This window comes from Pedococcus sp. KACC 23699, from assembly GCF_045348425.1.
GTDB lineage: Bacteria > Actinomycetota > Actinomycetes > Actinomycetales > Dermatophilaceae > Pedococcus.
This window is the reverse complement of record NZ_CP157483.1, coordinates 2,851,937-2,877,410: the sequence shown is the minus strand read 5'-3', so window position 1 is coordinate 2,877,410 and position 25,474 is coordinate 2,851,937. Positions and strand designations below refer to the sequence as shown.

Sequence of the window (25,474 nt, the reverse complement as noted above, 5' to 3'; positions counted from 1 at the left end):
TCGCTGACCACGCCGGTCAACCGAAGATGTTCCACCCCGACCCGATCTTGCGACCCGCGCCGGCCCAGCCACCCCGACCATTACCCGCATACAGGTACAGGTCGCCGTTGGACCTACGAGCCATCACGTCCGACCGCCCATCACCAGTGAAGTCGCCAGGCGAGAACACGGTGGTGAAGATGTTCCACCCCGAACCCACCTTGCGACCCGCGCCAACCCAGCCACCGCGACCATTACCCGCATACAGGTACAGGTCGCCGTTGGACCTACGAGCCATCACGTCCGAACGCCCATCACCAGTGAAGTCACCAGGCGAGAACACGGTGGTGAAGATGTTCCACCCCGAACCCACCTTGCGACCCGCGCCAAGCCAGCCACCGCGACCATTACCCGCATACAGGTACAGGTCGCCGTTGGACCTACGAGCCATCACGTCCGACCGCCCATCACCAGTGAAGTCGCCAGGCGAGAACACGGTGGTGAAGATGTTCCACCCCGAACCCACCTTGCGACCCGCGCCAACCCAGCCACCGCGACCATTACCCGCATACAGGTACAGGTCGCCGTTGGACCTACGAGCCATCACGTCCGAACGCCCATCACCAGTGAAGTCACCAGGCGAGAACACGGTGGTGAAGATGTTCCACCCCGAACCCACCTTGCGACCCGCGCCAACCCAGCCACCCCGACCATTACCCGCATACAGGTACAGGTCGCCGTTGGACCTACGAGCCATCACGTCCGAACGCCCGTCCCCAGTGAAGTCACCAGGCGAGAACACGCCCCCAAAGTTCGAGGTGGTCCCGTGTGGTGGAGTCACCGCCGTCGGCACGACAGCGTTGCTCGGCGCACTCGCCGGCCCAGTGCCAACGGCGTTGGTCGCCTTGACCATGAACGTGTACGACGTCCCGTTCGTCAACCCCGCCACCGTCGCCGACGTCGCCGAACCACCCACACTCACCGACGCACCACCTGGACTCGCCGTCACCGTGTACCCCGTGATCGGCGAACCCCCATCACCAGGAGCCGTCCACGACACCGACGCACTCCCGTGCCCAGAAACCGCCTGCACCCCCGTCGGCGCACCCGGCGCGGTCTGCGCCGCCGTCGGCACCACAGCATTGCTCGGCGCACTCGCCGGCCCAGTGCCAACGGCGTTGGTCGCCTTGACCGTGAACGTGTACGACGTCCCGTTGGTCAACCCCCCCACCGTCGCCGACGTCGTCGAACCACCCACACTCACCGACGCACCACCTGGACTCGCCGTCACCGTGTACCCCGTGATCGGCGAACCCCCATCACCAGGAGCCGTCCACGACACCGACGCACCCCCGTGCCCAGAAACCGCCTGCACCCCCGTCGGAACTGCCGGGGCCGTTGCCGCCGGGGGAACGAACTCCAGAGCACCCCGGTCGTTGTGCGGGCAGACGTTCTCCTTGTCGCAGCTCGGCCAGCCGGCCACCGTCGTGTCGGCGTTGTCGATCGCCGGAGATGAGCTCATGAGGTGGAAGTCGGCAGCTCCCGGGTTGACCCACTTCGGGTCGCCGGAGAGGTCGGAGACACCCTGACCGGAGGCAGCCTGGAAGGTCGCCACCGAGGAGTAGGCCTTCAGCCCCCAGGTGTAGAGCGCCCCGCTGGAAGAGTTGAAGACGAGGTTGCTGTCCACCACGGTCCCCGCTTGGGAGCCGGCGTCGACACGGATCTGGCCGGTCGTCCTGGTGCTGCCGATGGCGTTGTCCACGCTGATGTTGTTCGCGACCGTGATGCCGGACGAGCTGGACTCTGCATCGATGCCCGCAGTGGCGTTCTTGTAGACGCTGTTGCCGAGGATGCTGGTGTTGGGTGCCTGGCTGAGGTCGATGCCGTGGTCGAGGTTTCCGTAGGACACGTTCGAGATCACCCTGTTGCCGCTGGCCGGTGGGGCGGCCGCAGCAGCCGCACTGACCTGGATGCCGGTGTCCTCGTTGGCGTACGTCGTGTTGCCGGTGATGGTGTTGTCGTCGCCGGTGACGAGGATGCCGGTGGCGGAGCGCACGAAGACGCGGGCGTTGTTCGTGGAGGTGTTTCCCGACACCACGTTGCCGGACGACTTCACCGGAGTCGCTCCGGCCGAGCTCAGCAGCGCGATGCCGTCGTTGCTGTTGTCATGGAGGTAGTTGCCCGAGACCGTGGAGCTCGTCGTGCCGGAGAGCTCGATGCCGTTGGCGACGGCATTCAGCTGGGGCAGCCCGGCGTGGCTGATCACGTTGCCGCGGATCGTGACGTTGCTGGACGAGTAGGCACCGATGCCTTCCTTGGTGGTGCCGTCGATCTTGAACCCTTCGACGACCACGTATGACGTGCCGGTCAGCGTGATGCCCGCCGTGGCGGACGTGGTGATGACGGCTCCCTGCGGCATGGCCGACCTGATGGTCGTCACCTGACCGGAGGTGCCGGCGTAGGTCGGCCCGAGGGTCACCCCACCGGTGTAGTTGCCGGGCATGACCAGCAAGGTGTCCCCGGCCTTCATGGCGGTGACTCCCCGGCCGAGGGTGCAGTAGGGAACGGTCTGGCTCCCCGCCCCGGTCGCCGTGTCCGAACAGCTCGATGACGCGCTGTCCACGTACCGGGTGACGGGAGCAGCGGCCTGGGCAGCACCCGCCTGGACCACCACCATCGCCGCCACCGCTGCCCCCGCGAGCAGGGGAACCCGCGCGCGTCCACGTCTGCCCCGGGTCGCGCTCGAGCCGAGCACCCCGCTCACCACTGTCGCTGCGTCGTTCACGGGTGCCCCCTGCTAGCCATGGAATGTGGACAAGGCGCACATGACGCCTCGACCACGCAATTGGAGCGCGGGGCTCGGCCCGTGTGGCCCCCCACCGGGGTGACGGGCCGCTCCACCATCCGTCCTATCCCCTCTGGCATTTCTGCAGGTCGTCCGGCCTTTGAGCACCTCAGGACAGGCGCGCCGAAGCCCCGCCGGATCAGGTCCGACGGGGCTTCAGCAGCTGCAGGGGTCAGCGACCGTTGTAGGACTTCACCACCGACACCAGCGCCGGGTGGTTGGCCAGGGCCTGGGGGGCAGTGGTCTGGGTGCCCCAGGTGTAGGCGTAGTCGAGCACGGCGTTCGGAAGCGCCGCGGTCCACGTGCTCAGCATCTTGGTGAGCTCTGCCGTGGTCGGCGTGCGGTAGTACGCGCCGGACGCCTTACCTTCCTGGCCGAAGCCCTGGTACACGGGAACCATCGCAGACTTCGGCACACCGTTCTTCGCAGCGACGTTGACCCGCTCCGTGATCTTCGCGTAGTCGCACGCCGCACCCATGTGGCAGGGATAGGAGTCGATGCCGACGAGGTCGACGTGGGTCTTGGACGGTGCCAGCGCGGCATACTCGCAGCCCAGGGTGCCTCCACAGGAGTTGGTGCCGTCGAGGACCACGATGAAGGACTTCTGGGCCGGGGCGGTGGCCCGCAGGTAGTCGGCGCGCTCGCGGACGTGCGCGGCGGCCAGGGGGAACTTGCCCGGGTGGGGCTCGTCGGAGATGAAGTAGCCGTAGACGCGGGGGTCGGACTTGAGCGCGTTCACCTGCGCCTTGAACTGCGACAGGGTGAAGCCCGGGGTCGACGAGGAGTTGTCGAGGCCACCGACCCAGATCATGGCCTTGGAGCCGGCGGGGAGGGTGGCGAGCTTGGCCTTGACCCCGGCGGGGTTGTTCTGCGACCCGGCGACGTCGAACACGTTGAAACCGGCCGCGACGGCGGCCGAGTACGAACCCTTGAGGTTGACGGTGAAGTGGGCTCGGGCCGACGACACAGGAGCCCCGGCGACGGCGGCGTCAGCAGGCTTGGCGATGCAGGCCGCCAGCGGGACCAGGGCGACCGTGAGGAGCGCGCCGACCAGGAGCAGCCACGTGGGGCGGCGGGTGCTCCGGCTCGACGGACGCGGATCGGAGGTGGGCAGGGAAGAGCGGGGGGGCATGGGGGATCACATCTCTCGTCGGGGGAAGCTCCACTCTCCGTCAGATGTACTAGACCAGCAATACGCAAAATGGCGTAGTTTGTGCTCGCCGACAGGTGCCGGGCGGCCCCGTCGCGCGCTCGCGTAGCGTGGCGCCCATGACCGTGGTCACCCTCCCCGACGACAGCTGGGTCCGCGACGTCGGACCGGTTCCGGGCATCGAGTACGTCACCTGGGACCTGCGCACCCCGCCCGACCGGGCCGAGGAGGTCGCCGTCGTCGTGCCGCCCTACACCGGCGCAAGCGCCCAGCTCAGCGCCCTGTCGCAGGTGCCGCGCCTCGACCTGGTCCAGCTGCTGACCGCCGGCTACGACTCGGCGCTCCCCCTGGTGCCGTCGGGGGTGCGGCTGGCCAACGCCGCGGGGGTGCACGACGCCTCGACGGCCGAGCTGGCCGTCGCGCTGACCCTTGCGGCGCTGCGGGGGCTGCCGGACTTCGTCCGCGCCCAGTCCCAGGACGCCGGGACCTGGCTTCCGCTGCACCTGCACCCGGCCCTGGCGGACAAGCGGGTCCTCATCCTGGGCTACGGGTCGATCGGTCGCGCGGTGGCTGCCCGGCTCATCCCCTTCGAGGTGGAGCTCACGGCCGTGGCGAGCCGCGCGCGCGGCGGCGACGAGCTGGTGCCGTCGGTCCACGGGGTCGACGAGCTGCCCCACCTTCTCCCCCACGCAGACGTGGTGATCGTCCTGGTCCCGCTCAGCGCGCACACCGAGCAGCTGGTCGACGCCGACTTCCTGGCGGCCCTGCCCGACGGCGCTCTGCTCGTCAACGTCGCGCGCGGCAAGGTCGTCGACACCGATGCCCTGGTCCGCGCGACCTCCCACGGCAGGATCCTGGCCGCCCTCGACGTCACGGACCCCGAACCCCTGCCACCGGGCCACGCTCTCTGGTCCTCCCCCGGCGTCCTGATCACGCCGCACGTCGGCGGCGGATCGAGCGCCTTCCGTCCTCGCGCAGTCCGCCTGCTGCGTGAGCAGATCTCGGCCTATGCGGCAGGGCGGCAGCTGCGCAACATCGTCCACGAGGGCTGAGACCGCAGCGCACGACCGGCACAATGGGGTATGCCGCCTCGTCCCCTTCCGTCTGCCCGTTCCGCGCGCCCGGGGGCGCACTCCCCACGTGGACCCGTGGTTCGGCTCGGCGCCGTCCTCGGCGTCCTCGTCCTGGGGCTCTGCGCCTGCAGCGGGTCGGACGGCAGTGGCAGCGCGCTGAGCGCGCCCGCGGTCAGCCCGGTCACCCCCACCCCCACCACCGCCGTGCCCGCGAGCCCGTCGGCGACCTCGGCGTCCACTGCCACGTCCACCGCCACCTCCACCGCGGGGCCCACGCCTCGGGCCACCAGGTCGTCCACCGTGGCCACCCACCTCGACGTCCCCTGGGCCGTGGCGTTCCTCCCCGACGGGTCCGCCCTGGTGACCCTGCGCGACCAGGCACGCCTGCTCCAGGTCCGCGACGGCCGGGCCCCGGTCGACCTCGGCCGCGTCAGTGGCGTCGAGCCCGGCGGGGAGGGCGGGCTGCTCGGGGTCGCCGTGTCACCGACGTTCACCAGTGACCGCACCGTCTTCCTCTACGCGACCTCGGCCCGGGACAACCGGGTGCTGCGCGTGACGTTCGAGGACGGCAGGCCCTCCCAGCCGCGCGCCATCCTCACCGGGATCCCGAAGGCCGGCAACCACAACGGCGGGCGGCTGAAGTTCGGGCCTGACGGGTTCCTCTACGTCACCACGGGCGACGCCGGCCAGACCGACCGCGCGCAGGACCGCACGTCGCTCGGGGGCAAGATCCTGCGGATCACCAAGGAGGGCAAGCCCGCTCCCGGCAACCCGTTCGCCGGCTCACCGGTGTGGAGCTACGGCCACCGCAACGTGCAGGGGGTCGCGTGGGCGCCGGACGGGACTATGTACGCGAGCGAGTTCGGCCAGAACACCTGGGACGAGCTCAACCGCATCGAGCCCGGCAGGAACTACGGCTGGCCCGTCGTCGAGGGCCGGCAGCCTCATGCCGGTTTCGTCGAGCCCCTCGTGCAGTGGCCGACGTCCGACGCCTCCCCCAGCGGCATCGCGTATGCCGACGGGGCGGTCTGGATGGCCGCCCTGCGGGGTGAGTCCTTGTGGCGGATCCCGGTGTCCGGCACCACTGCCGGTGCACCCGAGCGGCTGCTCCAAGGCAGGTACGGGCGCCTGCGGGACGCCGTCGTGGCCCCCGATGGACGCCTGTGGATCCTGACGAACAACACCTCCAGGGGCACCCCCCACCCGGGCGACGACAAGCTCCTCGCCATCCCCCTCGCCGACCTCACCTGACGCCCGACGAACGACGCCCACCCCGCAGCGTTCCGGGGTGGGCGTCGTGGGTCGAGCGAGCCGTCAGCTGGCGCCGAGCTTGGCGAGGATGATCTCGCGGGCCCTGCCGGCGTCGGCCTGGCCGCGCATCTCCTTCATGACCTGGCCGATCAGGGCCCCTGCGGCCTGGACCTTGCCGTCGCGCACCTTCTGGGCGATCGGGGCGTTGGCCTCGATGACCTTGTCGACGGCGGCCTCGAGCGCCCCGTCGTCCTGGACCAGCTCCAGGCCCCGCGCGTCGGCGACCGCTGTCGGGGTGCCTTCGCCTGCCAGCACACCATCGAGCACCTGGCGGGCCATCGAGTCGTTGAGGCGGCCACCGCGGACGAGCCCGTCGAGCTCGGCGATGTGGGCCGGTGTGACACCGAAGTCCTCGACCGAGCGACCCTCGGCGTTGGCCCGGCGGGCCAGCTCACCGGTCCACCACTTGCGGGCGGCCGCCGGGGTCGCACCCGCGGCAACGGTCTCCTGGATGAGCTCGACGGCACCGGCGTTCATCACGTCGCGCATCTCGAGATCGCTGTAGCCCCAGTCGGACTGGAGCCGCTTGCGCCGTTCACCGGGAGGCTCGGGGAGCGTCGCCCGCAGGGACTCGACCGTCTCGCGGGTCGGGGCGACCGGTACGAGGTCGGGCTCCGGGAAGTAGCGGTAGTCCTCGGCGTCGGACTTCTCGCGGCCACTCGTGGTGACCCCGGTGTCCTCGTGCCAGTGCCGTGTCTCCTGGGTGATCTTCTCGCCCTTGTCGAGGATCGCCGCGTGCCGCGTGATCTCGTAGCGGACAGCGCGCTCGACGCTGCGCAGCGAGTTGACGTTCTTGGTCTCGGTGCGGGTGCCGAGCGGCACGGCCGCCTGCTCGGCGCTCGTGGGGTCGCCGACCTTGGGACGCAGCGAGACGTTCGCGTCGCAGCGCAGCGAGCCCTGCTCCATCTTCACGTCGGAGACGCCGAGGGCGCGCAGCAGCTCGCGCAACGCACCGACATACGCCTTGGCCACCTCGGGGGCGCGCGCGCCGACACCGGTGAGCGGCTTGGTGACGATCTCGATGAGCGGGATGCCGGCCCGGTTGTAGTCCACGAGGGAGTACTCGGCGCCGTGGATGCGACCCGTGGAGCCGCCGACGTGCAGCGACTTGCCCGTGTCCTCCTCCATGTGGGCGCGCTCGATCTCCACGCGGTAGGTCGAGCCGTCCTCGAGCTCGACGTCGAGGTGTCCTTCGAACGCGATCGGCTCGTCGTACTGCGAGGTCTGGAAGTTCTTCGGCATGTCCGGGTAGAAGTAGTTCTTCCGGGCGAAGCGGCACCACTGCGCGATCTCGCAGTTGAGCGCCAGGCCGATCCGGATGGCCGACTCGACGGCGGTGTCGTTGACCACCGGGAGCGCGCCGGGCAGGCCCAGGCACACCGGGCAGACCTGGCTGTTGGGCTCGGCGCCGAAGCCGGTCGCGCAGCCGCAGAACATCTTGGTCGCGGTGTTGAGCTCGACGTGCACCTCGAGCCCCATCACGGGGTCGTAGCGCTCGAGGACCTCGTCGTAGTCGACGACCTCTTCGGTGACAGCGGTGGCCATCGGGGTCACGCTCCCTTCGCGGAGAGTTCGGGGGCCTTGGTGAGCAGCGGTGCGCCCCAACGGTCCAGGAGCATCCGCTCGAGGGCCGCACCGACCCCGTACAGGCGGTCGTCGTGGGTCGCGGGCGCGAGGATCTGGATGCCCGTGGGCAGCCCGTCCTCGTCGGCGAGGCCGCTGGGCAGCGACATGCCGGGGACGCCGGCGAGGTTGGCCGGGATGGTGGCGACGTCCTGGAGGTACATCGACATCGGGTCGTCGAGCTTGTCGCCGAGCTTGAACGCCGTGGTGGGCGCCGTCGGGCTGACCAGCACGTCGACCTTCTCGAAGGCCGCGGAGAAGTCGTTGGCGATGAGGCGACGGACCTTCTGCGCCTGGCCGTAGTACGCGTCGTAGTAACCGCTCGACAGGGCGTAGGTGCCCAGGATGATGCGGCGCTTCACCTCGTCGCCGAAGCCGGCGTCGCGTGTCGCCGCCATGACCTGCTCGGCGCTGGGGTCGTCGACGCCCGCGGGGAGCACCCTTGCGCCGTACCGCATCCCGTCGAACTTGGCGAGGTTGGAGGAGGCCTCGCTGGGGAGGATGAGGTAGTAGGCCGCGAGCGCGTAGTCGAAGCTCGGGCAGGACACCTCGACGACCTCTGCACCGGCCTCCTGCAGCAGCGCCACCGACTCGTCGAAGCGCGCGCGCACACCGGCCTGGTAGCCCTCGCCGCCGAGCTCCTTGATGACGCCGACGCGCAGTCCCTTGACGTCGGCCCGGCGGGCCGCCTCGACCACCGACGGCACCGGCGCGTCGATCGACGTCGAGTCCATCGGGTCGTGACCACCGATGACCGAGTGCAGCAGGGCGGCGTCGAGGACGGTACGCGTGCACGGTCCCGCCTGGTCCAGGCTCGAGGCAAGCGCGACGAGGCCGTAGCGGGACACCCCGCCATACGTGGGCTTGACCCCGACCGTGCCGGTGACCGAGGCGGGCTGGCGGATCGACCCACCCGTGTCCGTGCCGATGGCCAGCGGGGCCTCGTATGCCGCGACGACGGCCGCGGAGCCACCACCGGACCCGCCGGGGATCCGGGTGAGGTCCCACGGGTTGTGGGTGGGGCCGTAGGCGGAGTGCTCGGTGGAGGAGCCCATCGCGAACTCGTCCATGTTGGTCTTGCCGAGGATCGGCATACCGGCCGCGCGAAGCTTCGCGACGACGGTGGCGTCGTAGGGCGGGACCCAGCCCTCGAGGATCTTCGACCCGCAGGTGGTCGGCAGCCCCTTCGTGGCGAGCACGTCCTTGACCGCGATCGGCACGCCGGCGAGGACGTGCAGCTCCTCGCCGGAGGAGCGTCGCTGGTCGACCTCGCGGGCCGCGGCGAGCGCCCCCTCGCCGTCGACGTGCAGGTAGGAGTGCACCTCGCCGTCGACGGCTGCGATGCGGTCGAGGTGGGCCTGGACGACCTCCACGGAGCTGAGCTCACGGGAGTCGAGCGCGTGCGCCAGCTCGGCCGCGCTGGAACGGGTGATGTCGGGGTTCACGAGTGGGTGGTCCTTGGTCTGTCGCGAGGAGCGGGATGAGCTCGGGATCGGGTGCGGGACGGCGAACGCCACTCAGTCTTCGGCGAGGATGCGCGGGACCGAGAAGCGCTGCTGGTCCTGCTGCGGCGCGGCAGCGAGGGCGGCCTCGGCACCGAGCGAGGGGCGGACGACGTCGGGACGCGTGACGTTGGTCAGTGGCAGCGGGTGCGACATCGGCTCGATGTCACCGGCCGCGACCTCCTGCACCTTGGCGACGGAGTCGAGGATGACGCCGAGCTCACCGGACATGCGGTCCAGCTCGGCGTCCGAGAGGTCGATGCGGGCGAGGCCGGCCAGGTGGGCGACGTCGTCCCGGGACAGTGCAGACATGGGGATCAGTCTAGGGGCGACGTCACACCCCCCTCACGGGGCGACCGACAGGACCTAGGGTGAGGCCATGGATGCAGCGCTGCCCACGGAGCTCTTCACCGCCATCGACCACGTCGGAATCGCCGTCACCGACCTCGATGCCGCGATCGCCTTCTACCGCGACACCTACGGCATGACCCTCGCGCACGAGGAGGTCAACGAGGAGCAGGGCGTCCGCGAGGCGATGATGGCGGTCGGCGGCAGCGGGTCGCACATCCAGCTGCTCGCACCCCTCACGCCCGAGTCCACCATCGCCAAGTTCCTCGACCGTTCCGGCCCCGGCGTGCAGCAGGTCGCCTACCGCGTCGAGGACGTCGAGGCGGTGAGTGCGGTGCTGCGCGAACGCGGCCTGCGGCTGTTGTACGACGCACCCCGCCGCGGCACGTCCAACAGCCAGGTCAACTTCATCCACCCCAAGGACGCCGGTGGGGTGCTCGTGGAGCTCGTCCAACCGGCGTACGAGACCCACTGACCGACCCCCAAGGGGCGCGGACGGTTCCTTCGCCTCGTCCGAACGGTTCGAAATCTGGCGACTGATCCCCCTGGTCCCCCGGGGCACTGACAGAGTGCTGGCGAATGCGCACGTGGCGCACCGACCCAGGGATCCCCCATGCGATTGCGTCTCCTGACCGCTGCTCTCCTCGGCACCGTCCTCGCGGCAACCCTCGCGGCCCCAGCCGCCCAGGCCGCCGCCCCGCCCACCCCGGGGCCGATCTCCGCGGTCACCGCCACCACGGGACCAGGAGCCGGCGAGGTGACCCTGTCCTGGCGCCAGGACGGCTCGAACACCACGGCCTTCGTCATCGAGACCGGGTTGACCGTCTTCAGCAGCACCGACCACTCCCTCCCCCTCCACGGGCGCGGGTCCAAGACCTTCACGGTGGCCAAGTCGCGTCGGTCGGTGACGCTGACGGCGGCACAGGTCGCATCGGCTGGTGCCTCGCTCGGCTCGGCCAACCACGTCTTCTACCGCTTCCGCGCCGTCAACCAGACCACCGCCGGCACCTCGACCCGGACATGGCCCTACCTGCAGAGCTTCGGGGTGCGACCGATATCCGCCCCGACCACCGGCACGCTGCTGCGCGTGGCGACGTTCAACGTGCACACGGCCACGCCGATGGCGGGCTTCCCGTCCTGGCTCAGCCGGGTCGACAAGGTGTCCGACACGATCTTGTCCCGCAACCCCGGCGTCGTCGGGCTCCAGGAGCTCGGCATCACGCCCGCGGACGGCTCGGGCCCTAGCATGACGGCGCAGACGCAGGCCCAGAGCCTGGTCGCCAGCCTCGCCCGCAAGGGCGCCGGGCGCTACAAGCTCGTCCGGACCACGCGCTACGTCATGCCGGGCAGCCCCTCGGCAGTCCAGGGAGCGCGCATCCTCTACGACTCCTCGCGCTACCGGCTGCTCTCCTCGTGCCTCGACACGACCAACGGCGTCGCGTGGTCGTCGTCCTGCACGGTGCGCCTGCGCCTGCTGTCGGGTGACTCGGAGACGGCACGTCGCCGTGCCGGCTTCGCCATCCTCCAGGACCGCACCACCGGCACGAAGTTCTTCGTCGTGGCCGCCCACCTCGACCAGCGACACTCCACGAGCGCGGCTACCGATGCCGTCTACGAGAACCTGCGAGCCGGACAGGTCGCGGACATCCTGGGCCAGGTCGCCCGGTCCAACCCCTCGGCCCTGCCCGTGGTCCTCGCCGGGGACCTCAACACCTACCAGCCCAACGTGGGCGGGTACCTTGCCCACGACGCCCTCGTGCGGGCCGGCTACTACGACACCGCGTCCGCGTTGACCCAGGTCAACCTGCGGTACCCCACCATCAACAAGATGGCCTGCACCCTGGCCATCCCCATGGTCGGGTCCTTCCCTGGCTGGGGCACCCGGATCGACGTCGTCATGGTCAAGGGCCTGCGCGGCGCCGTGCGCTCGGAGAACGTGCTGCAGCGCAGCGACTGTGCCCGACCCTCGGACCACAACCTCGTCGTCGCGGACGTGCGCCTGCCCTGACCCGCGGCCCCTCGTCCCAGGCTGAGGTAGGTGAGGTAGGTCACCGCGTGACCGGAGTCTCACTGTCGCGCGAACCGCATTGCTCCCCAGTAGTTTCGGCCGCATCCGAGCCACTGACGCCGACGACGCCGAGGAGCCATTTCCATGCAGGACATCCGCGACGCCATCCTCTCCGGGGACCGCACCGAACAGACGTATGCCGCCCTCCCCCTCCCCGAGTCCTACCGCGGGGTGACCGTGCACAAGGACGAGGTTGACCTGTTCGAGGGGCTCGAGAGCCGCGACAAGGACCCTCGCCGGTCGTTGCACGTCGACGACGTGCCGCTCCCCGAGCTCGCTCCCGGTGAGGCCCTGGTCGCCGTCATGGCGAGCGCCATCAACTACAACACCGTCTGGACCTCGATCTTCGAGCCGGTGTCGACCTTCAGCTTCCTCGAGCGCTACGGCCGCACCTCGAGCTACGCGAAGCGCCACGACCTGCCCTACCACGTGGTCGGTTCCGACCTCGCCGGCGTCGTGCTGCGCACCGGCCCCGGCGTCCAGAAGTGGAAGCCCGGCGAGGAGGTCGTCGCGCACTGCCTGTCGGTCGAGCTCGAGAGCGCCGACGGCCACAACGACACGATGCTCGATCCCGAGCAGCGGATCTGGGGCTTCGAGACCAACTTCGGTGGCCTCGCCGAGCTCGCCATCGTCAAGACCAACCAGCTGATGCCCAAGCCCACCCACCTCACCTGGGAGGAGGCGGCCTCCCCCGGTCTGGTGAACTCGACGGCCTACCGGCAGCTCATCTCCCGCAACGGTGCCGGCATGAAGCTCGGTGACGTGGTCCTCATCTGGGGCGCCTCCGGCGGCCTCGGCTCCTACGCCACGCAGATGGCCCTCGCCGGAGGGGCCACGCCGGTGTGCGTCGTGTCCTCCCCCGACAAGGCCGACATCTGCCGCGCGATGGGCGCCGACCTGGTCATCGACCGCAACGCGGAGGGCTACAAGTTCTGGAGCGACCCGACCACGCAGGACCAGAAGGAGTGGAAGCGCTTCGGCGCCCGGATCCGCGAGCTCACCGGCGGCAAGGACCCTGACATCGTCTTCGAGCACCCGGGCCGCGAGACCTTCGGTGCGAGCACGTACGTCGCGCGCAAGGGCGGCACCATCGTCACCTGTGCGTCCACGAGCGGCTACATGCACGAGTATGACAACCGCTACCTGTGGATGAACCTCAAGCGCATCATCGGCAGCCACTTCGCGAACTACCGCGAGGCGTGGGAGGCCAACGACCTCATCAACCGCGCGCTGATCCACCCCACCCTGTCGAAGACGTATGCGCTCGAGGACGTGGGCCAGGCGGCATACGACGTCCACCAGAACCTGCACCAGGGCAAGGTGGGCGTGCTCACCCTGTCGCCCGAGGCCGGCCTGGGTGTCACGGACCCCGAGAAGCGAGCCACCCACCTGGCTGCGATCAACCGGTTCCGCAACACCTGACCTGGGCATCCACGGCGACGGTCGTGGGCGTGCCCTAGGGTTTCGGACATGTCAGTGCTGGCGCGATGGCGCGAGTTCCGGTACGCACAGCGTGAGGCTCTGCGTGCCAGCAACCGACCCCGGGCGCTGGAGCCGGAGCCGGAGCCACCGTCGACGACCGACCCGCTGGCGGACGCCCTGCCGGGACTGCCCATCCCTGACCAGCAGGGTGGACCCACCTCCGGCGGCACGGACACGGACGTCAACGGCACGGCCCCCCAGGGCGGGCAGCGCTACGGTCAGGCCGGTCGTCCCCTCAACCGCCAGTCCCCCTTCTTCATGGGGTTCGTGGGGGCGCTCGGCGTCCTCACCGCCCTCCTGCTGTGGCACACCGTCGGCCGCCTCGGCACGGTGATCACGCTGCTGGTCGTCTCCTTCTTCCTCACCCTGGCGCTGAACCCTCTCGTCGAGTTCCTGACCCGTCGCGGCGTCAAGCGTCCGGGCGCGGTCGCCCTCGTCTTTGCCGGTGTCGTGGTGGTCTTCACGCTGATCGGCCTGCTCGTCGTGCCGCCCGTGGTGCAGCAGGGTGCCGAGCTCGCGGCGAAGACCCCCGACTACCTCACCCAGATCCTCAACAAGCCCGTCGTCAGGGACCTGGACCGGCACTACCAGATCGTCCACAAGATCGAGGCAGAGTTCAACAAGCGCCTCACCGACAGCAACTTCATCGGCCAGGTGTTCGGCGGTGTGCTCGGGGTCGGCGCCGCCGTCATCGGCGGCATCTTCCAGGTCTTCACGGTCCTGGTCCTGACCTTGTTCCTGCTCTCCTCGCTGCCACGCGTCAAGCAGGCCGCGTACGCGATCGTCCCGGCCTCGCGCCGTCCCCGCGTGATCTCGCTGTCCGAGGAGATCATGCGCCGCACCGGCTCCTACGCCATAGGCCAGGTCGCGGTCGCCACGATCAACGCCGCGTGCTCGTGGATCATGATGATGATCGTCGGGATCCCGTATGCCGCGGTGCTCGCGGTCTCCGTCGGCATCCTGGGCCTGGTGCCCATGGTCGGAGCCACCCTCGGCGCCGGCCTGGTCATCATCGTCGCGTTGTTCACCGAGCCGCGGGACGCGGTCATCGCCGCCATCTACTACGTCGTCTACCAGCAGGTGGAGAACTACGTCGTCGCCCCGAAGATCATGCAGCGGACCGTGTCCGTGCCGGGGGCCGTCACGGTCGTTGCTGCCCTCGCCGGCGGCACCCTGCTCGGGGTGCTCGGCGCCCTGCTCGCGATCCCCGTCGCCGCAGGCCTGCTGCTCCTCTACGAAGAGGTCCTGCTGCCCCGCCAGCGTCGCCACTGAGCCGCAGTCCGCCCGCTCGTCCCGCCCCGCCGCCCGCGACGGCCGAAGAGCTCGGACCAACGCACCCGGTGGCCGGTGATCAGCAGCGCACGCCTGTACACGACGGCCCCGACCGCGACGAGCAGAGTGGCCGTGGCTGCCGTCAGCACCATCGCGGCGACCAGCTGCCACACCGGGACCTGGCCACCGGACCAGCGGATGGGCATCGCCATCGGTGCACTCAGCGGGAACAGGGAAATCGCCGTGCTCCACCCGCTCGACGGGTCACCCGTGACCACCATGATGCTCAGGAGGTACCCGATGACCAGGACCATCGTGACCGGCGCCACGGCCGCGCTCGCCTCCGTCACCTTGTCCACGAGCGCTGCCGACGCAGCGAACAAGAAGGCGTAGAGCCCGAATCCAAGCACGAACCAGACGACGGCCAGGGCGAGGTCGCCGCTTGCCACGGCTGGCAGCCCGACGTAGCCGAGCTTCACGGCGACGGCCAGCGGCGTCCCCAGCACGAGCAGCTGCGCCAGCGTGGCGGCGCCGACCGCTGACACCGTCCCGACCATCACCTGGCTGGGCCTGAGCACCGCGAGCAGCACCTCGGAGACCCGGGTCGACTTCTCGACCGCCACGGCCGAGGCGATCGCGCCGCCCGCGAACGTGATCGCGAGGTAGAGAGCGACACCGACCCCGAAACCGACGGCGGCCCGCTCGCTGCTGTCGGTCCGGCCGACCTCCACCTGCGGTGGCGGTCGCACGGTGGCCACCGAGGCGATCTGCGCCGGCGTCAGCCCGGTGGCACGCAGGCGCGCGGCGACCTCGACCGACGCGACGGCCTGGGCGACGACGGCGGGGAAGGTCTGGGCCACCCCGGTGCCGGTGTAGACGGTGCCGTCGGCGAGCCCCGCAGCGGCCCGACCGTCGCGCACCGCCCCACGGACCTCGGTCGGCGTGGCGAGCGAGGTGTAGCCCACCGAGTAGCCACCCTGTCGGGCAGCCAGCTGCAGGACGGCCCGCAGCGGCGCGGACGCCGCGCCCACGGTGGCCAGCGTGTAGTGGGTGGGGCGGTCGAGCACCAGCCGGGGCACCACGACCGCGGCTGCCGAGGCGAGCAGCAGCACAGCCGTGATGAGGCGGTACGCGCGTGAACGGAAGGTCTCCAGCAGGCTGCGTTCGGCGACCAGGGCCGTCCCCCGCCACCACGTCATCGGACGGCCTCGTGCCTGCGCTCGCCCGACGCCGCCGCAAGGAACAGCTCGGACAGGGTGGGCAGCTCGAGGCCGAAGTCGAGCACGGGTCCGCACGAGCGGGCGGCGTCGAGCAGCTGCAGCGCGTCCACCTCCGGCGGCACCGTCAGCCGCAGGTCGTCGGCGAGGTCGCTGACCACCTGCACCCCGGGGAAGGACTCGAGCCACCCTCGCTCGGACGAGGCGAGGCTCAGGCGCAGCCGGCGCTGTCCCGAGGCGGCGCGCAGCCCCGAGACCGACCCGGAGAGGACGGTGCGACCATGGTCGACCATGACGATGTCTTCGCACAGGTCCTGCACGAGGTCGAGCTGGTGGCTGGAGAAGACGACCAGACACCCGTCCTCGACACGCCGCCTCAGCATCGACGAGAGCTGCTCGACCGCCACAGGGTCGAGACCCGCGAACGGCTCGTCGAGCACCACCACGTGCGGCCCGTGCACCAGCGCCGTCGCGAGCTGCAACCGCTGCTGCATGCCGCCGGACAGCCGGTCCGTGCGCTCGTCCCACCGGTCAGCGAGCTCCAGCTCCCCGAGCAGGTCCCTGGCGCGCAGGGTGGCCTGCTGGCGGGAGAGCCCGTGCAGCCTGCCGAAGTGCACCAGCTGGGCCCCGGCCGTCATCGCCGGGTACAGGCCTCGCTCCTGCGGCATGTAACCCCAGGCGTGCCGGTCGTGGACGTCCTCGAGGCGTCGGCCGTCGAGCCACACCTCGCCGCCGTCCGCCGTGAGCACGCCGAGCAGGATGCGCATCAGCGTGGTCTTCCCCGCCCCGTTGGGTCCCAGCAGCCCGGTCAGGCGCCCCGAGGGCACCTGACAGGTGACGCCGTCCAGAGCCACCCTGTCGCCGAAGGTGTGCACCACATCGTCGACCTGCAGTCCGTCCGACACGCGTCCACCGTGACCCCGGGCCCGGGCGCCTCCCCAGAGGCGAACGTCCCCACCGGGATCGGCGGGTCCTCAGCGGTAGGAGCCGGTGGTGTGGCGCCGTTCGCGCGCCTCCCAGCACGTCGTGTGCCAGTGCCTGCGGTCGTCGAGCCCACCCATGCCGTCCGCGGGCCACGACACCACGTGGGGCGTGCCCATCGCGATGTTCTGCTGGCAGCCCGGGCACAGGTATGCGCGGCTGGCCGAGGCGCCGGTGACCCGGCGCACGAACCACTCGGAGCCGCCATACGACTCACGTCGCGTGAGCCCGCCGACCGCACGGTCGACGTTCAGCGGGACGTCGTCGCGGCGGCGCCGGTTGGCTCGGGGCATGACGTCGAGTCTCCCAGACCCGGCATCCGCTCGCGGAGCCTGGCCAGCGCCCTGTGCGCGGTGACGCGCACCGACACCGGCGAGCAGCCCAGGACCTCTGCGATCGCCGCATCGGGCAGGTCGTCGTAGTAGCGCAGGACGAGCACCGCCCGTTGCCGCGGCGACAGGCCGGCGAGCAGCGTCCACATCGCGTCCCGCTCCTCCGGACCCGCCGGCCCGGTGTTCGGCGCGACGGCGTCGGCGGTCACCAGCTCGTGGGAGACGACGTCCTTGGACGAGCGGCGGCGCTTGCCCGAGACGAAGGTGTTGACCATGACCTTGCGGACGTAGGCGTCCGGGCTGTCGGCCCGCTCCACCCGCCGCCAGTTCACCAGGACCTTGGCCAAGGTGTCCTGGACGAGGTCCTCGGCGTCGTGCCGGTTGCCGGTCAGGGACAGCGCCGCGCCCATGAGGCGTGGGATGGCAGCCGAGACGTAGGCCTCTGCATCGCTGCTCACGCGCCCGGGTGACGCCGACGTCGGCCGGCTGAAGAACCCCACGGTCACCGCCCCGCAGCGGCGGGGAGGCCGCTGTCGCGGACGTTCTTCGCCACGATGCCGTTCACCCGGACCGCCTCGTCGCGCGCGTCCTGGGCCGAGAGTCCGACGACTTGGACCGAGACGATGACGTCACCGAGACGACGGGCGGCGATGTAGGTCGCTGAACCCGCGCCAGCGCCGCGGGACAGCCACGTCTGCTGGTCGTCCTCTCCCGGCCAGGCCTGACGCTCCTGGGCCGGCAGCCACGTGCAGGGCCCGGTGTCCTGCTGCAGGCGGCGGAAGGCCTCCGGCCCGGTACCCGTGGGGTAGCCAGTCACCGCGATGTCGACGCTCGGGTCGAGGCCCTGGCCGTCCCCCGACCACGCGCCCTGCAGGGTCCCTGCGACGGGGTGGGGCGCCGCGTTCGCCTCAGCCACCCGAGCGGCGGACAACCCACTGAGGTCGCAGAACTGACCACTGGAAGCCGGGATGTTCCGGCCGTGGCTGGCGTCACCGTGATAGCGCAGGTCGTGGCCCAGCTGGGCAATCGTGGGGAAGACGTCGCCGAACCGGTACTCCTCCGCGGCCACGAGCGGCGCGGCCGGGCTCGCGCCGGGCGCCGACGCGGCGTTGGGTGCCGCGGCGCTCTTTCCCAGTGGCTGGCCGAGGGCGGGTGGGAAGGCCAGCTCGTCGAGCGGGGCCGCAGTGTTGTCGGCGAGCTCGGTCGCCACTCGCCGGGCGAGCGCGGCGTCGGCCGAGATCGCGGCGCCGCTCACGAGGACGTCGCCGACCCGCGTCACCGCCATCACCTGCGTGAACGTGCTGTCGGCGACGGTGGAGGTCCCGATGAAGAGGACCGAGCGGTCGTCGTGACCCTGCCACGTCACCGGCTTGAGATCGGGCCCGGGCCCGCACGGCAGGGCTCCGGATCGAAGGTCTCGCAGGACGTCCTCCCCGGTCCCCGTCGTGAACCCCGCCAGCCCCAGGTGGGCTCTACCCCGGCCCGGGCTCGACAAGAAGGTCAGGTCCCACGATCGTCCGGCTACAGGCCGGCGACGGTCGGGTCGGCTGTCCCACGTGCAGACACCTGCCGGGCCCGCGAGGTCTGCGTCCTCGTGCGAGAGCGGGGAGGCGTCCGACTGCAGGAGGACGTTTCCGCCCGAGTCGGTGTCGTCGGGCAGCGACTGCCCGATGACACCCGCGGGCCAGGGCATGGCCACCGTGTTCGGGAACCGGTAGGCGAACCCCTCCGAGCTCCCCACCAGAAAGGCCCAGCGGGAAGGCGTGGACGTGGTGTGGGTGCTGATAGGCACCAGTGCCCGGTCCGGGCCGAGCGAGCCCGGACCCAGCACGACGGCGAGCACCGTCGCCGCGATCCCGACGGTCAGCACACTGCCGCGCACCACCGATCTGCGACGACGCAGCCGCCCGGCTCGTGCCGCGATCCCGGCCTCGACGGCGCTCGTGCCCAGTCCTCCCTGGGCACGCGCCCCGGCGAAGGCCTCGCGCAGCAGCGCCTCGAGCGGCTCGTCGTCGGACCTGGTCATGGTTCCCCCTCGGCTCGTGGGCTGCCCTGCAGCCCGTCACCGACCCAGACGCCGGAGCCCCCTCCCTGCGTTACCCCGCGCCGCCGCCGGCTGACGCGGACACGGTATGCCGCGCAGGCGGCATACCGTGTCCCACCGCGCGGCAGCGGGCCGAATCAGGCGTAGGTGCGGAAGCCGCGGCCGGACTTTCGGCCGAGGTAGCCAGCGGTGACCAGGTGCTCGAGCAGCGGCGCAGGGGCGAACCCACGCTCGCGGAACTCGAGGTAGAGCTCGCGCTGGATTGCCAGCGAGACGTCGAGGCCGACGACGTCGAGCAGCTCGAACGGCCCCATCGGCAGACCGCACCCGGTCTTCATGGCCGTGTCGATCGAGTCGGCGGTCGCGTAGTTGGCCTCGAGCATCTTCACGGCGTCGTTGAGGTAGGGGAAGAGCAGGGCGTTGACGATGAAGCCGGAGCGGTCGCCGCACGTGACGGCGTGCTTGCCGAGGTCGGCGCACACCTGCTGCACGGTCGCGACGACGTCGGGGGCGGTCGAGACCGTGTGGACGACCTCGACGAGCTTCATCACCTGCGCGGGGTTGAAGAAGTGCATGCCGACGACGTCGTCGGGACGGGTCGTCGCGGCTGCGCACTCGACCACGGGCAGCGAGGAGGTGGTCGTCGCGAGGATGGCTCCCGGCTTGCAGATCTCGTCGAGGTTCTCGAACAGCGCACGCTTCACGGCCAGGTCCTCGACGACGGCCTCGACGACGAGGTCGACCGTGGCGAGGTCGTCCAGGGACGTCGAACCGGTGAGGTGGCCGAGGGCCTCGTCACGGGCCTCCTGGGTCAGCTTTCCGCGCTGGACGGCCTTCTCGAGCGACTTCTGGACCGCCGCGGTGACGGCGTCCACCTTGGGCTGGCTGCGGGTCACGTAGGTGACGTCGTAACCGGCCTTGGCGAAGACCTCGATGATGCCGGTGGCCATCGTCCCCGACCCCACGACACCGACGGTGCGCACCGTGCGCGTCGCCTCGTGCTCTCCGGCGGCGGCAGCGGGGGTGAGGGCGTCGTCGACGAGCTGGGAGCTGCCCGGCTCGGCATACGTGTAGAAACCGCGGCCGCTCTTGCGGCCCTTGAGCCCCGCACTGACCATCTGCTTGAGGATCGGGCTGGGGGCGTGCAACCGGTCGCGCCCCTGCTTGTACATCGTGTCGAGGATCTCGTAGGCGGTGTCGAGGCCGATGAGGTCCATCAGGGCGAGCGGCCCCATCGGGTAGCCGCAGCCCAGCTTCATCGCGGCGTCGATGTCCTCGCGGCTCGCGTACTTGCTCTCGAACATCGCGACGGCGTGGTTGAGGTAGCCGAACAGGAGGGCGTTGGCGATGAAGCCGGCCTTGTCACCGACGACCACCGGCTGCTTGCCGAGGCGCTGGGCGAGGGCCTTGACGTCCTCGAACACCTCGTCCTCGGTGACGACGGTGCGGATCACCTCGACGAACTGCAGGACAGGGGCCGGGTTGAAGAAGTGCATGCCGACGACGCGCTTGGGGTTGCTCGTGGCGACGGCGATCTCGGTGACCGACAGCGACGACGTGTTGGTGGCGAGGATCGCGTCGGGACCGACCACCGCGTCGAGCTTGGCGAAGATCTCCTTCTTGAGGTGGAGGTGCTCCGGCACGGCCTCGATGACGAGCTGGCAGTCGGCCACGTCGTCCATGCTGGAGGTGAAGTGCACTCGCGCGTGCAGGGCGGCCTGGTCCTCCGCGGTCAGCTTGCCGCGGGAGACAGCGCGGTCGGTGGAGTGCTGCAGGACACCGCGGCCCTTGTCGACCGCCGCCTCGTCCACCTCGATCGCGACGACGTCGATGGCGTTGCGCGCGAACACCTCCACGATGCCGGCACCCATGGTGCCGAGTCCGACGACAGCGACCTTGCTGAACTCACGAGCCATGCGGCGAAGTCTGTCAGAGCCCTCCATCAGGGAGGAGAGCAGGCAGGCGTGACGGTCACCACCCCCCGGCCGCGCCGGCGCGTCACCACTCGTGTCCGGTGCCGATCAACGCGGACTCCATGTGGAAGCGCTGCTCGCTCGACAGGCCGCGGATGGCCGTCGGCACGGGGATGTCGACGGCCCGGCAGTAGTCGCGCAGGGTGTGGTCGTAGGCGAGACGAGCCGCCATCAGTCGCTCGGCCTTGTTGGGGAGGTCCGAGCGCTCGACGTACCGGACGTGGTCGGCGAGCCGGCTGACCTCGAGGGCCACGAGGATGGGCGGCAAGGGCTCCGGTCGTGGACGGCGCCGGGCACGCAGCGCGTCGATGCGGTCGAACACCGGCTGGAGCGTCTTGGGCGGCACCCCCGACGAGACCCAGCGCAGCAGGACACACGCACCGGCGACGACGATGGCCAGTGCGGCGCCATTGCCAAGCATCAGCAGCATGGGTGCTCACCTCACCTCAGACCTCGAGTGTGCGCCCGCAATCCCAGCCACGCAATCAGGACTTTGGTCACGTTCTCACCGGTTCGCCCGGGCGGAGCAGCTCACCGTAGAGTGACGCCTCGTGCGACTGGTGATTGCGACGTGCTCGGTGGACTACGACGGTCGTCTGTCGGCCCACCTCCCCCTCGCCACGAGGCTGCTGATGGTCAAGGCGGACGGCTCGGTGCTGGTCCACAGCGACGGCGGCTCGTACAAGCCGCTCAACTGGATGTCACCGCCGTGCGCGATGGCTGAGGTCTCCCCCGAGGAGCACGAGGCCGCCGACGGGGTGACCCAGGTCTGGCAGGTCCAGCACGCGAAGTCCGAGGACCGCCTCCGGGTGCTCATCCACGAGGTCCTGCACGACTCGGCCCACCAGCTCGGCGTCGACCCCGGCCTGATCAAGGACGGCGTCGAGGCCCACCTGCAGAAGCTCCTCGCCGAGCACATCCACACCCTCGGCGACGGCTGGACCCTGGTCCGGCGCGAGTACATGACCGCGATCGGGCCGGTCGACATCCTGTGCCGGGACGCGGGCGGCAGCTCGGTGGCCGTCGAGATCAAGCGTCGGGGCGACATCGACGGTGTCGAGCAGCTCACGCGCTACCTCGAGCTGATGAACCGCGACCCCCACCTGGCCCCCGTCACCGGCATCTTCGCCGCCCAGGAGATCAAGCCGCAGGCGCGCACGCTGGCCACCGACCGCGGCATCCGCTGCGTCACGCTGGACTACGACGCCCTCCGCGGGATCGACGACACGACCACACGTCTGTTCTGAGGGTCGGTCAGACCACGCCACGCTCGCGCGACCCCGGCCAGGTCAGGACCCGGAACCCGTCGCCGTCGGCCTCCACCTCGGCCACAGCGCAGTTGGGCAGGAACGCCCGCGCGACCAGGTCGGCGCGCACCGCGGGCTCCTCCAACCTCGGGAGCACGAAGGACATCACCCCACCGTGGCTGACCACGACGACGGTCTCGCCACGGTGCTGGTCGGCGATCCCCTGCAGCGCCTCACGGTAGCGCCGCAGGACCGTGGCGCCCGACTCGCCGCCGGGGATGAACCGCCCCTGGTCACCGTGCATCCACGCCTTGAACACCGAGGCCAGCTCGGGGTCGTCGTGACGACGGCCGGCCAACGCCCCCACGGAGAACTCCGCCAACCCGCCGACCGCGACGACGTCCACCCCGAGCACCTCGGCCACCAGCTGCCCGGACTCGATGGCACGCTCCAGCCGACTGGTGTAGACCCGGGCGATGTTGCGCTCGCGCAGCGAGTCGGCCATCCCCCGCACCTGTGCCCGCCCCTCGGCGCTCAGCCAGCCGCCCTCGTCGGAGAGCACGGACGGGTGGCCGTACTCCGCGTCACCGTGACGGGCGACGAGCAGCGTCGCAGGGCAGTGGAGGTCGCTCACAGGCAGAGGGTATGCCGCGCGATCGGTCAGTGGGGCCCGGTCAGTGGGGCCGGTCAGCTCTCGCGCGCGACGCCGTCCAGGAACGCCTGGAGCCGAGAGACCAGCCTCTCGGACTGGTCCTCGAGGGACAGCGACTCCTGCAAGCGTGAGCCCGGTCCGGCACTGCGCAGGCCGCGCACGTACAGCGAGCAGGCGAGGTCGCTGCAGAGGTAGGTGCCCACGGAGTTGCCCTGCTGTCCCGACCGCCCGGCCTTGCGCGCCGTCATCAGCGACACCCCGTCCCCGGGGTGGGTGGTCAGGCACACCGCGCACATGTTGCGTCGCCGCCTCCCGGCCGTGGAGTCGGCGAGCCGCAGCGCGACCCCCGTGGTCACCCCACCGGTCGAGGCCACCACGTACGCCCGCTGAGGGGCAGCCGGGTCCCGCCACCCCAGGAAGTCGAGGTCGTCCCACGGCAGGGTGGCGAGGTCCTTGGGCAGCGCCAGCCGCTTGGACTCGCCCTTCGTGGCGTTGACGAAGCACGCCCTGATCTCGGTCTCGGTCAGCTCCTGCATACTATGGATCATAGGTGATCAACTAGGAGTCCTAGGTAGGAGGTCCACGTGGCACGAGCAGGTCTCACCGCGCACCGGGTGACGGTGGCTGCCGCCGACCTCGCCGACGAGGTCGGCTTCGAGGCCGTCAGCCTCGCTGCGCTGGCCCGGGGCCTGGGGGTCAAGGACGCCAGCCTCTACTCCCACGTGGGGGGCCTGAAGGACCTGCGGACCCGCGTCACCGTGCTGGCCCTCGCCGAGCTCGCCGACCTGCTCTCCGACGCCGTGGCCGGTCTGGCCGGGAAGGACGCGCTGAGGGCGTTCGCGACGACCTACCGGCGCTACGCCCTCGACCACCCCGGTCGCTACACCGCCATGCAGCAGGAGCTGGACCCGGCCACGGCGTCCGACAGCGCTGCCCCCCGACACGGCGAGCTGGTGCGAGCGGTCCTGCGTGGGTACGGCTTGGCCGATCCGGACCAGACGGATGCCGCCCGACTCGTGCTGTCGATGGTCTACGGGTTCCTCGGACTGGAGGCCATGGGCGGGTTCAGCCACCACCCGCGTGACCTTGAGACGTCCTTCGTCCGCTCCGTCGACGCCGTGGACCTCGCCCTGCGCAGCTGGGCCACGATCGCGTCATGACGACCATGAGCGCCGCCCTCGACCCCGACCTGCTCACCGGACGCCTCGTCCTGCCCGGCGGGGTCATCGAGGACGGTGCGCTCGTCGTGGAAGGCGACCTGATCTCCTATGCCGGCGAGCGCCACGAGCTGCCCCACCCCTGGGCGGACCTGCCCCCTCTCGCGGGCTTCCCGCCGGGCAGCCTCCTGCTGCCCGGCCTGGTCGACGTGCACTGCCACGGGGGCGCCGGTGGGGAGTTCGGTCCCGACGTCGACGGTGCGCGCACCGCTGCCGCACACCACCACCGTTCGGGCACCACCTCGGTCGTCGGGTCGCTCGTCTCCGCACCGGCCGAGGTCCTGCTCGCCGGGGCCGCGGCCCTCGCGCCCCTGGTCGGGTCCGGCGAGCTGGCCGGGATCCACCTCGAGGGCCCGTTCCTGTCCACGACCCACTGCGGCGCCCAGGACCCGTCCGCGCTCGTCGACGTCGACCTCGACCTCGTCGACGGCCTCGTGAACGCGGCCGGCGGAGGTCTGGCGCACATGACGTTCGCCCCGGAACGAGACCCCGCGGGCGGCCTTCCGTCGGCCCTCGCCGGTCACGGGGTGCTGGGCGCCCTGGGCCACACCGACGCCGACCACGCGACCTGCGCCCGCGCCCTGTCTGCGGTGAGGGGTTCCGGGGTCCGTGGCGGTCTCCCCCTGGTCACCCACCTCTTCAACGGTATGCCGCCGCTGCACCACCGCGCGCCCGGTCCCGTCGCCGCGGCGCTGGGGGCAGCAGTCCGGGGCGAGGCCGTCGTGGAGCTCATCGCCGACGGGGTGCACCTCGACGGCGCCACCGTGCAGCTGGTGTTCGACGCGGTCGGCCCGGCGGGCATCGCCCTGGTCAGCGACGCCATGTCGGCCAGCGGCCTGGCCGAGGGCCACCACACCCTCGGTGGCCGGCGGGTGGAGGTGCGCGGTCGCGAGGCGCGCCTCGTGGACGGCGGGTCGCTGGCAGGCGGGGTGTCCACCCTGCTCGACCAGGTCCGCTGGTGCGTCGCCGAGCTCGGCATCGACCTCGCGGACGCCGTCATGGCCGCGACCCTCACGCCCGCCCGGGCCCTCGCGCTCGAGCGCGTGGGCAGCCTGGCTCCCGGCTCGCACGCAGATGTCCTGGTGGTCGACGACCAGCTGGCGCCCCTGCGCGTCCTGCGACGCGGCGCCTGGCTCTGACCGGCGCTCGGATCCTCGG

General features: G+C 70.9%; 23 protein-coding genes. 9 read left to right on the top strand and 14 right to left on the bottom strand.

The window, feature by feature from the left end; translation table 11 throughout:
* Positions 1 to 16 precede the first annotated feature (16 nt).
* Together ABEG17_RS13590 and ABEG17_RS13585 are read right to left on the bottom strand one after the other, a co-directional pair.
* Positions 17 to 2,764, bottom strand: coding sequence for a fibronectin type III domain-containing protein (locus ABEG17_RS13590; RefSeq protein WP_406830011.1), 2,748 nt, complete (start codon positions 2,762 to 2,764; stop codon positions 17 to 19).
* Between the two features lie 232 nt (positions 2,765 to 2,996).
* Positions 2,997 to 3,956: a hypothetical protein gene (locus ABEG17_RS13585; RefSeq protein ID WP_406830010.1), complete on the bottom strand. Its 960-nt coding sequence runs from the start codon at positions 3,954 to 3,956 to the stop codon at positions 2,997 to 2,999.
* A gap of 137 nt (positions 3,957 to 4,093) precedes the next feature.
* Between ABEG17_RS13585 and ABEG17_RS13580 the strand changes: the two genes are divergently transcribed.
* Positions 4,094 to 5,026, top strand: a complete 933-nt coding sequence (locus tag ABEG17_RS13580) for a 2-hydroxyacid dehydrogenase (protein WP_406830009.1) — start codon at positions 4,094 to 4,096, stop codon at positions 5,024 to 5,026.
* Between the two features lie 96 nt (positions 5,027 to 5,122).
* A complete protein-coding gene (locus ABEG17_RS13575; RefSeq protein WP_406830008.1) occupies positions 5,123 to 6,298 on the top strand; it encodes a PQQ-dependent sugar dehydrogenase in 1,176 nt (391 codons plus the stop codon).
* Between the two features lie 63 nt (positions 6,299 to 6,361).
* On the opposite strand, the gene gatB is transcribed toward ABEG17_RS13575, so the two are convergent.
* The 3 genes from gatB to gatC all read right to left on the bottom strand — a co-directional run bounded on the left by gatB (position 6,362) and on the right by gatC (position 9,795).
* On the bottom strand, positions 6,362 to 7,903 hold the full coding sequence (gene gatB, locus ABEG17_RS13570; RefSeq protein WP_406830007.1) for an Asp-tRNA(Asn)/Glu-tRNA(Gln) amidotransferase subunit GatB: 1,542 nt from the start codon (positions 7,901 to 7,903) through the stop codon (positions 6,362 to 6,364).
* 5 nt (positions 7,904 to 7,908) lie between these two features.
* Entirely contained in the window at positions 7,909 to 9,426 is a 1,518-nt protein-coding gene (gatA, locus tag ABEG17_RS13565; RefSeq protein WP_406830006.1) for an Asp-tRNA(Asn)/Glu-tRNA(Gln) amidotransferase subunit GatA, read from the bottom strand.
* A gap of 72 nt (positions 9,427 to 9,498) precedes the next feature.
* Positions 9,499 to 9,795, bottom strand: a complete 297-nt coding sequence (gene gatC, locus ABEG17_RS13560; protein ID WP_406830005.1) for an Asp-tRNA(Asn)/Glu-tRNA(Gln) amidotransferase subunit GatC — start codon at positions 9,793 to 9,795, stop codon at positions 9,499 to 9,501.
* Positions 9,796 to 9,862: 67 nt separating this feature from the next.
* Here gatC and mce point away from each other — a divergent pair, with 67 nt between their 5' ends.
* From mce to ABEG17_RS13540, 4 genes are all read left to right on the top strand, one after another.
* Positions 9,863 to 10,306, top strand: a complete 444-nt coding sequence (gene mce, locus ABEG17_RS13555) for a methylmalonyl-CoA epimerase (protein WP_406830004.1) — start codon at positions 9,863 to 9,865, stop codon at positions 10,304 to 10,306.
* 138 nt (positions 10,307 to 10,444) lie between these two features.
* On the top strand, positions 10,445 to 11,839 hold the full coding sequence (locus ABEG17_RS13550; RefSeq protein WP_406830003.1) for an endonuclease/exonuclease/phosphatase family protein: 1,395 nt from the start codon (positions 10,445 to 10,447) through the stop codon (positions 11,837 to 11,839).
* 144 nt (positions 11,840 to 11,983) lie between these two features.
* Positions 11,984 to 13,321 (top strand): crotonyl-CoA carboxylase/reductase, encoded by a 1,338-nt coding sequence (gene ccrA / locus ABEG17_RS13545; protein ID WP_406830002.1) that lies wholly within the window; start codon positions 11,984 to 11,986, stop codon positions 13,319 to 13,321.
* Between the two features lie 48 nt (positions 13,322 to 13,369).
* The gene (locus ABEG17_RS13540; RefSeq protein WP_406830001.1) at positions 13,370 to 14,653 is read left to right on the top strand and encodes an AI-2E family transporter; all 1,284 of its coding nucleotides are present in this window, start codon (positions 13,370 to 13,372) and stop codon (positions 14,651 to 14,653) included.
* Here the strand turns inward: ABEG17_RS13540 and ABEG17_RS13535 are convergent.
* The 7 genes from ABEG17_RS13535 to ABEG17_RS13505 all read right to left on the bottom strand — a co-directional run bounded on the left by ABEG17_RS13535 (position 14,614) and on the right by ABEG17_RS13505 (position 21,630).
* Positions 14,614 to 15,852: an ABC transporter permease gene (locus ABEG17_RS13535; protein WP_406830000.1), complete on the bottom strand. Its 1,239-nt coding sequence runs from the start codon at positions 15,850 to 15,852 to the stop codon at positions 14,614 to 14,616. The two genes, ABEG17_RS13540 and ABEG17_RS13535, sit on opposite strands and share 40 nt — an antisense overlap.
* The gene (locus ABEG17_RS13530) at positions 15,849 to 16,775 is read right to left on the bottom strand and encodes an ABC transporter ATP-binding protein (protein ID WP_406829999.1); all 927 of its coding nucleotides are present in this window, start codon (positions 16,773 to 16,775) and stop codon (positions 15,849 to 15,851) included. Before ABEG17_RS13530 ends, ABEG17_RS13535 begins: the two co-directional genes overlap by 4 nt.
* A 69-nt stretch (positions 16,776 to 16,844) precedes the next feature.
* A complete protein-coding gene (locus tag ABEG17_RS13525) occupies positions 16,845 to 17,144 on the bottom strand; it encodes a hypothetical protein (RefSeq protein WP_406829998.1) in 300 nt (99 codons plus the stop codon).
* Positions 17,102 to 17,641, bottom strand: coding sequence for a SigE family RNA polymerase sigma factor (locus tag ABEG17_RS13520; RefSeq protein WP_406829997.1), 540 nt, complete (start codon positions 17,639 to 17,641; stop codon positions 17,102 to 17,104). Before ABEG17_RS13520 ends, ABEG17_RS13525 begins: the two co-directional genes overlap by 43 nt.
* 44 nt (positions 17,642 to 17,685) lie before the next feature.
* Positions 17,686 to 19,209, bottom strand: a complete 1,524-nt coding sequence (locus tag ABEG17_RS13515; RefSeq protein ID WP_406829996.1) for a hypothetical protein — start codon at positions 19,207 to 19,209, stop codon at positions 17,686 to 17,688.
* 155 nt (positions 19,210 to 19,364) lie between these two features.
* Complete coding sequence (locus ABEG17_RS13510; protein WP_406829995.1) at positions 19,365 to 21,143, bottom strand: 3-hydroxyacyl-CoA dehydrogenase family protein; 1,779 nt, start codon at positions 21,141 to 21,143, stop codon at positions 19,365 to 19,367.
* Positions 21,144 to 21,225: 82 nt separating this feature from the next.
* Complete coding sequence (locus ABEG17_RS13505) at positions 21,226 to 21,630, bottom strand: hypothetical protein (protein ID WP_406829994.1); 405 nt, start codon at positions 21,628 to 21,630, stop codon at positions 21,226 to 21,228.
* A 121-nt stretch (positions 21,631 to 21,751) separates the two neighbouring features.
* On the opposite strand from ABEG17_RS13505, the gene nucS reads away from it, so the two are divergent.
* Complete coding sequence (gene nucS, locus ABEG17_RS13500; protein WP_406829993.1) at positions 21,752 to 22,447, top strand: endonuclease NucS; 696 nt, start codon at positions 21,752 to 21,754, stop codon at positions 22,445 to 22,447.
* 7 nt (positions 22,448 to 22,454) lie between these two features.
* On the opposite strand, the gene ABEG17_RS13495 is transcribed toward nucS, so the two are convergent.
* Together ABEG17_RS13495 and ABEG17_RS13490 are read right to left on the bottom strand one after the other, a co-directional pair.
* Complete coding sequence (locus ABEG17_RS13495; RefSeq protein ID WP_406829992.1) at positions 22,455 to 23,081, bottom strand: histidine phosphatase family protein; 627 nt, start codon at positions 23,079 to 23,081, stop codon at positions 22,455 to 22,457.
* Positions 23,082 to 23,134: 53 nt separating this feature from the next.
* A complete protein-coding gene (locus tag ABEG17_RS13490) occupies positions 23,135 to 23,635 on the bottom strand; it encodes an FBP domain-containing protein (protein ID WP_406829991.1) in 501 nt (166 codons plus the stop codon).
* Positions 23,636 to 23,683: 48 nt separating this feature from the next.
* Here ABEG17_RS13490 and ABEG17_RS13485 point away from each other — a divergent pair, with 48 nt between their 5' ends.
* Positions 23,684 to 24,259: a TetR/AcrR family transcriptional regulator gene (locus ABEG17_RS13485; RefSeq protein WP_406829990.1), complete on the top strand. Its 576-nt coding sequence runs from the start codon at positions 23,684 to 23,686 to the stop codon at positions 24,257 to 24,259.
* A complete protein-coding gene (locus ABEG17_RS13480; RefSeq protein ID WP_406829989.1) occupies positions 24,256 to 25,455 on the top strand; it encodes an N-acetylglucosamine-6-phosphate deacetylase in 1,200 nt (399 codons plus the stop codon). Before ABEG17_RS13485 ends, ABEG17_RS13480 begins: the two co-directional genes overlap by 4 nt.
* Positions 25,456 to 25,474 lie beyond the last annotated feature (19 nt).

What these genes read in the sequence shown, in the direction of transcription:
- ABEG17_RS13585 (WP_406830010.1), bottom strand. Translation starts at nt 3,956, where the DNA reads ATGCCCCCCCGCTCTTCCCTGCCCACCTCCGATCCGCGTCCGTCGAGC.
- ABEG17_RS13580 (WP_406830009.1), top strand. Translation starts at nt 4,094, where the DNA reads ATGACCGTGGTCACCCTCCCCGACGACAGCTGGGTCCGCGACGTCGGA.
- gatB (WP_406830007.1), bottom strand. Translation starts at nt 7,903, where the DNA reads ATGGCCACCGCTGTCACCGAAGAGGTCGTCGACTACGACGAGGTCCTC.
- gatC (WP_406830005.1), bottom strand. Translation starts at nt 9,795, where the DNA reads ATGTCTGCACTGTCCCGGGACGACGTCGCCCACCTGGCCGGCCTCGCC.
- mce (WP_406830004.1), top strand. Translation starts at nt 9,863, where the DNA reads ATGGATGCAGCGCTGCCCACGGAGCTCTTCACCGCCATCGACCACGTC.
- ABEG17_RS13550 (WP_406830003.1), top strand. Translation starts at nt 10,445, where the DNA reads ATGCGATTGCGTCTCCTGACCGCTGCTCTCCTCGGCACCGTCCTCGCG.
- ccrA (WP_406830002.1), top strand. Translation starts at nt 11,984, where the DNA reads ATGCAGGACATCCGCGACGCCATCCTCTCCGGGGACCGCACCGAACAG.
- ABEG17_RS13540 (WP_406830001.1), top strand. Translation starts at nt 13,370, where the DNA reads ATGTCAGTGCTGGCGCGATGGCGCGAGTTCCGGTACGCACAGCGTGAG.
- ABEG17_RS13535 (WP_406830000.1), bottom strand. Translation starts at nt 15,852, where the DNA reads ATGACGTGGTGGCGGGGGACGGCCCTGGTCGCCGAACGCAGCCTGCTG.
- ABEG17_RS13525 (WP_406829998.1), bottom strand. Translation starts at nt 17,144, where the DNA reads ATGCCCCGAGCCAACCGGCGCCGCCGCGACGACGTCCCGCTGAACGTC.
- ABEG17_RS13515 (WP_406829996.1), bottom strand. Translation starts at nt 19,209, where the DNA reads ATGACCAGGTCCGACGACGAGCCGCTCGAGGCGCTGCTGCGCGAGGCC.
- ABEG17_RS13510 (WP_406829995.1), bottom strand. Translation starts at nt 21,143, where the DNA reads ATGGCTCGTGAGTTCAGCAAGGTCGCTGTCGTCGGACTCGGCACCATG.
- ABEG17_RS13505 (WP_406829994.1), bottom strand. Translation starts at nt 21,630, where the DNA reads ATGCTGCTGATGCTTGGCAATGGCGCCGCACTGGCCATCGTCGTCGCC.
- ABEG17_RS13490 (WP_406829991.1), bottom strand. Translation starts at nt 23,635, where the DNA reads ATGCAGGAGCTGACCGAGACCGAGATCAGGGCGTGCTTCGTCAACGCC.
- ABEG17_RS13480 (WP_406829989.1), top strand. Translation starts at nt 24,256, where the DNA reads ATGACGACCATGAGCGCCGCCCTCGACCCCGACCTGCTCACCGGACGC.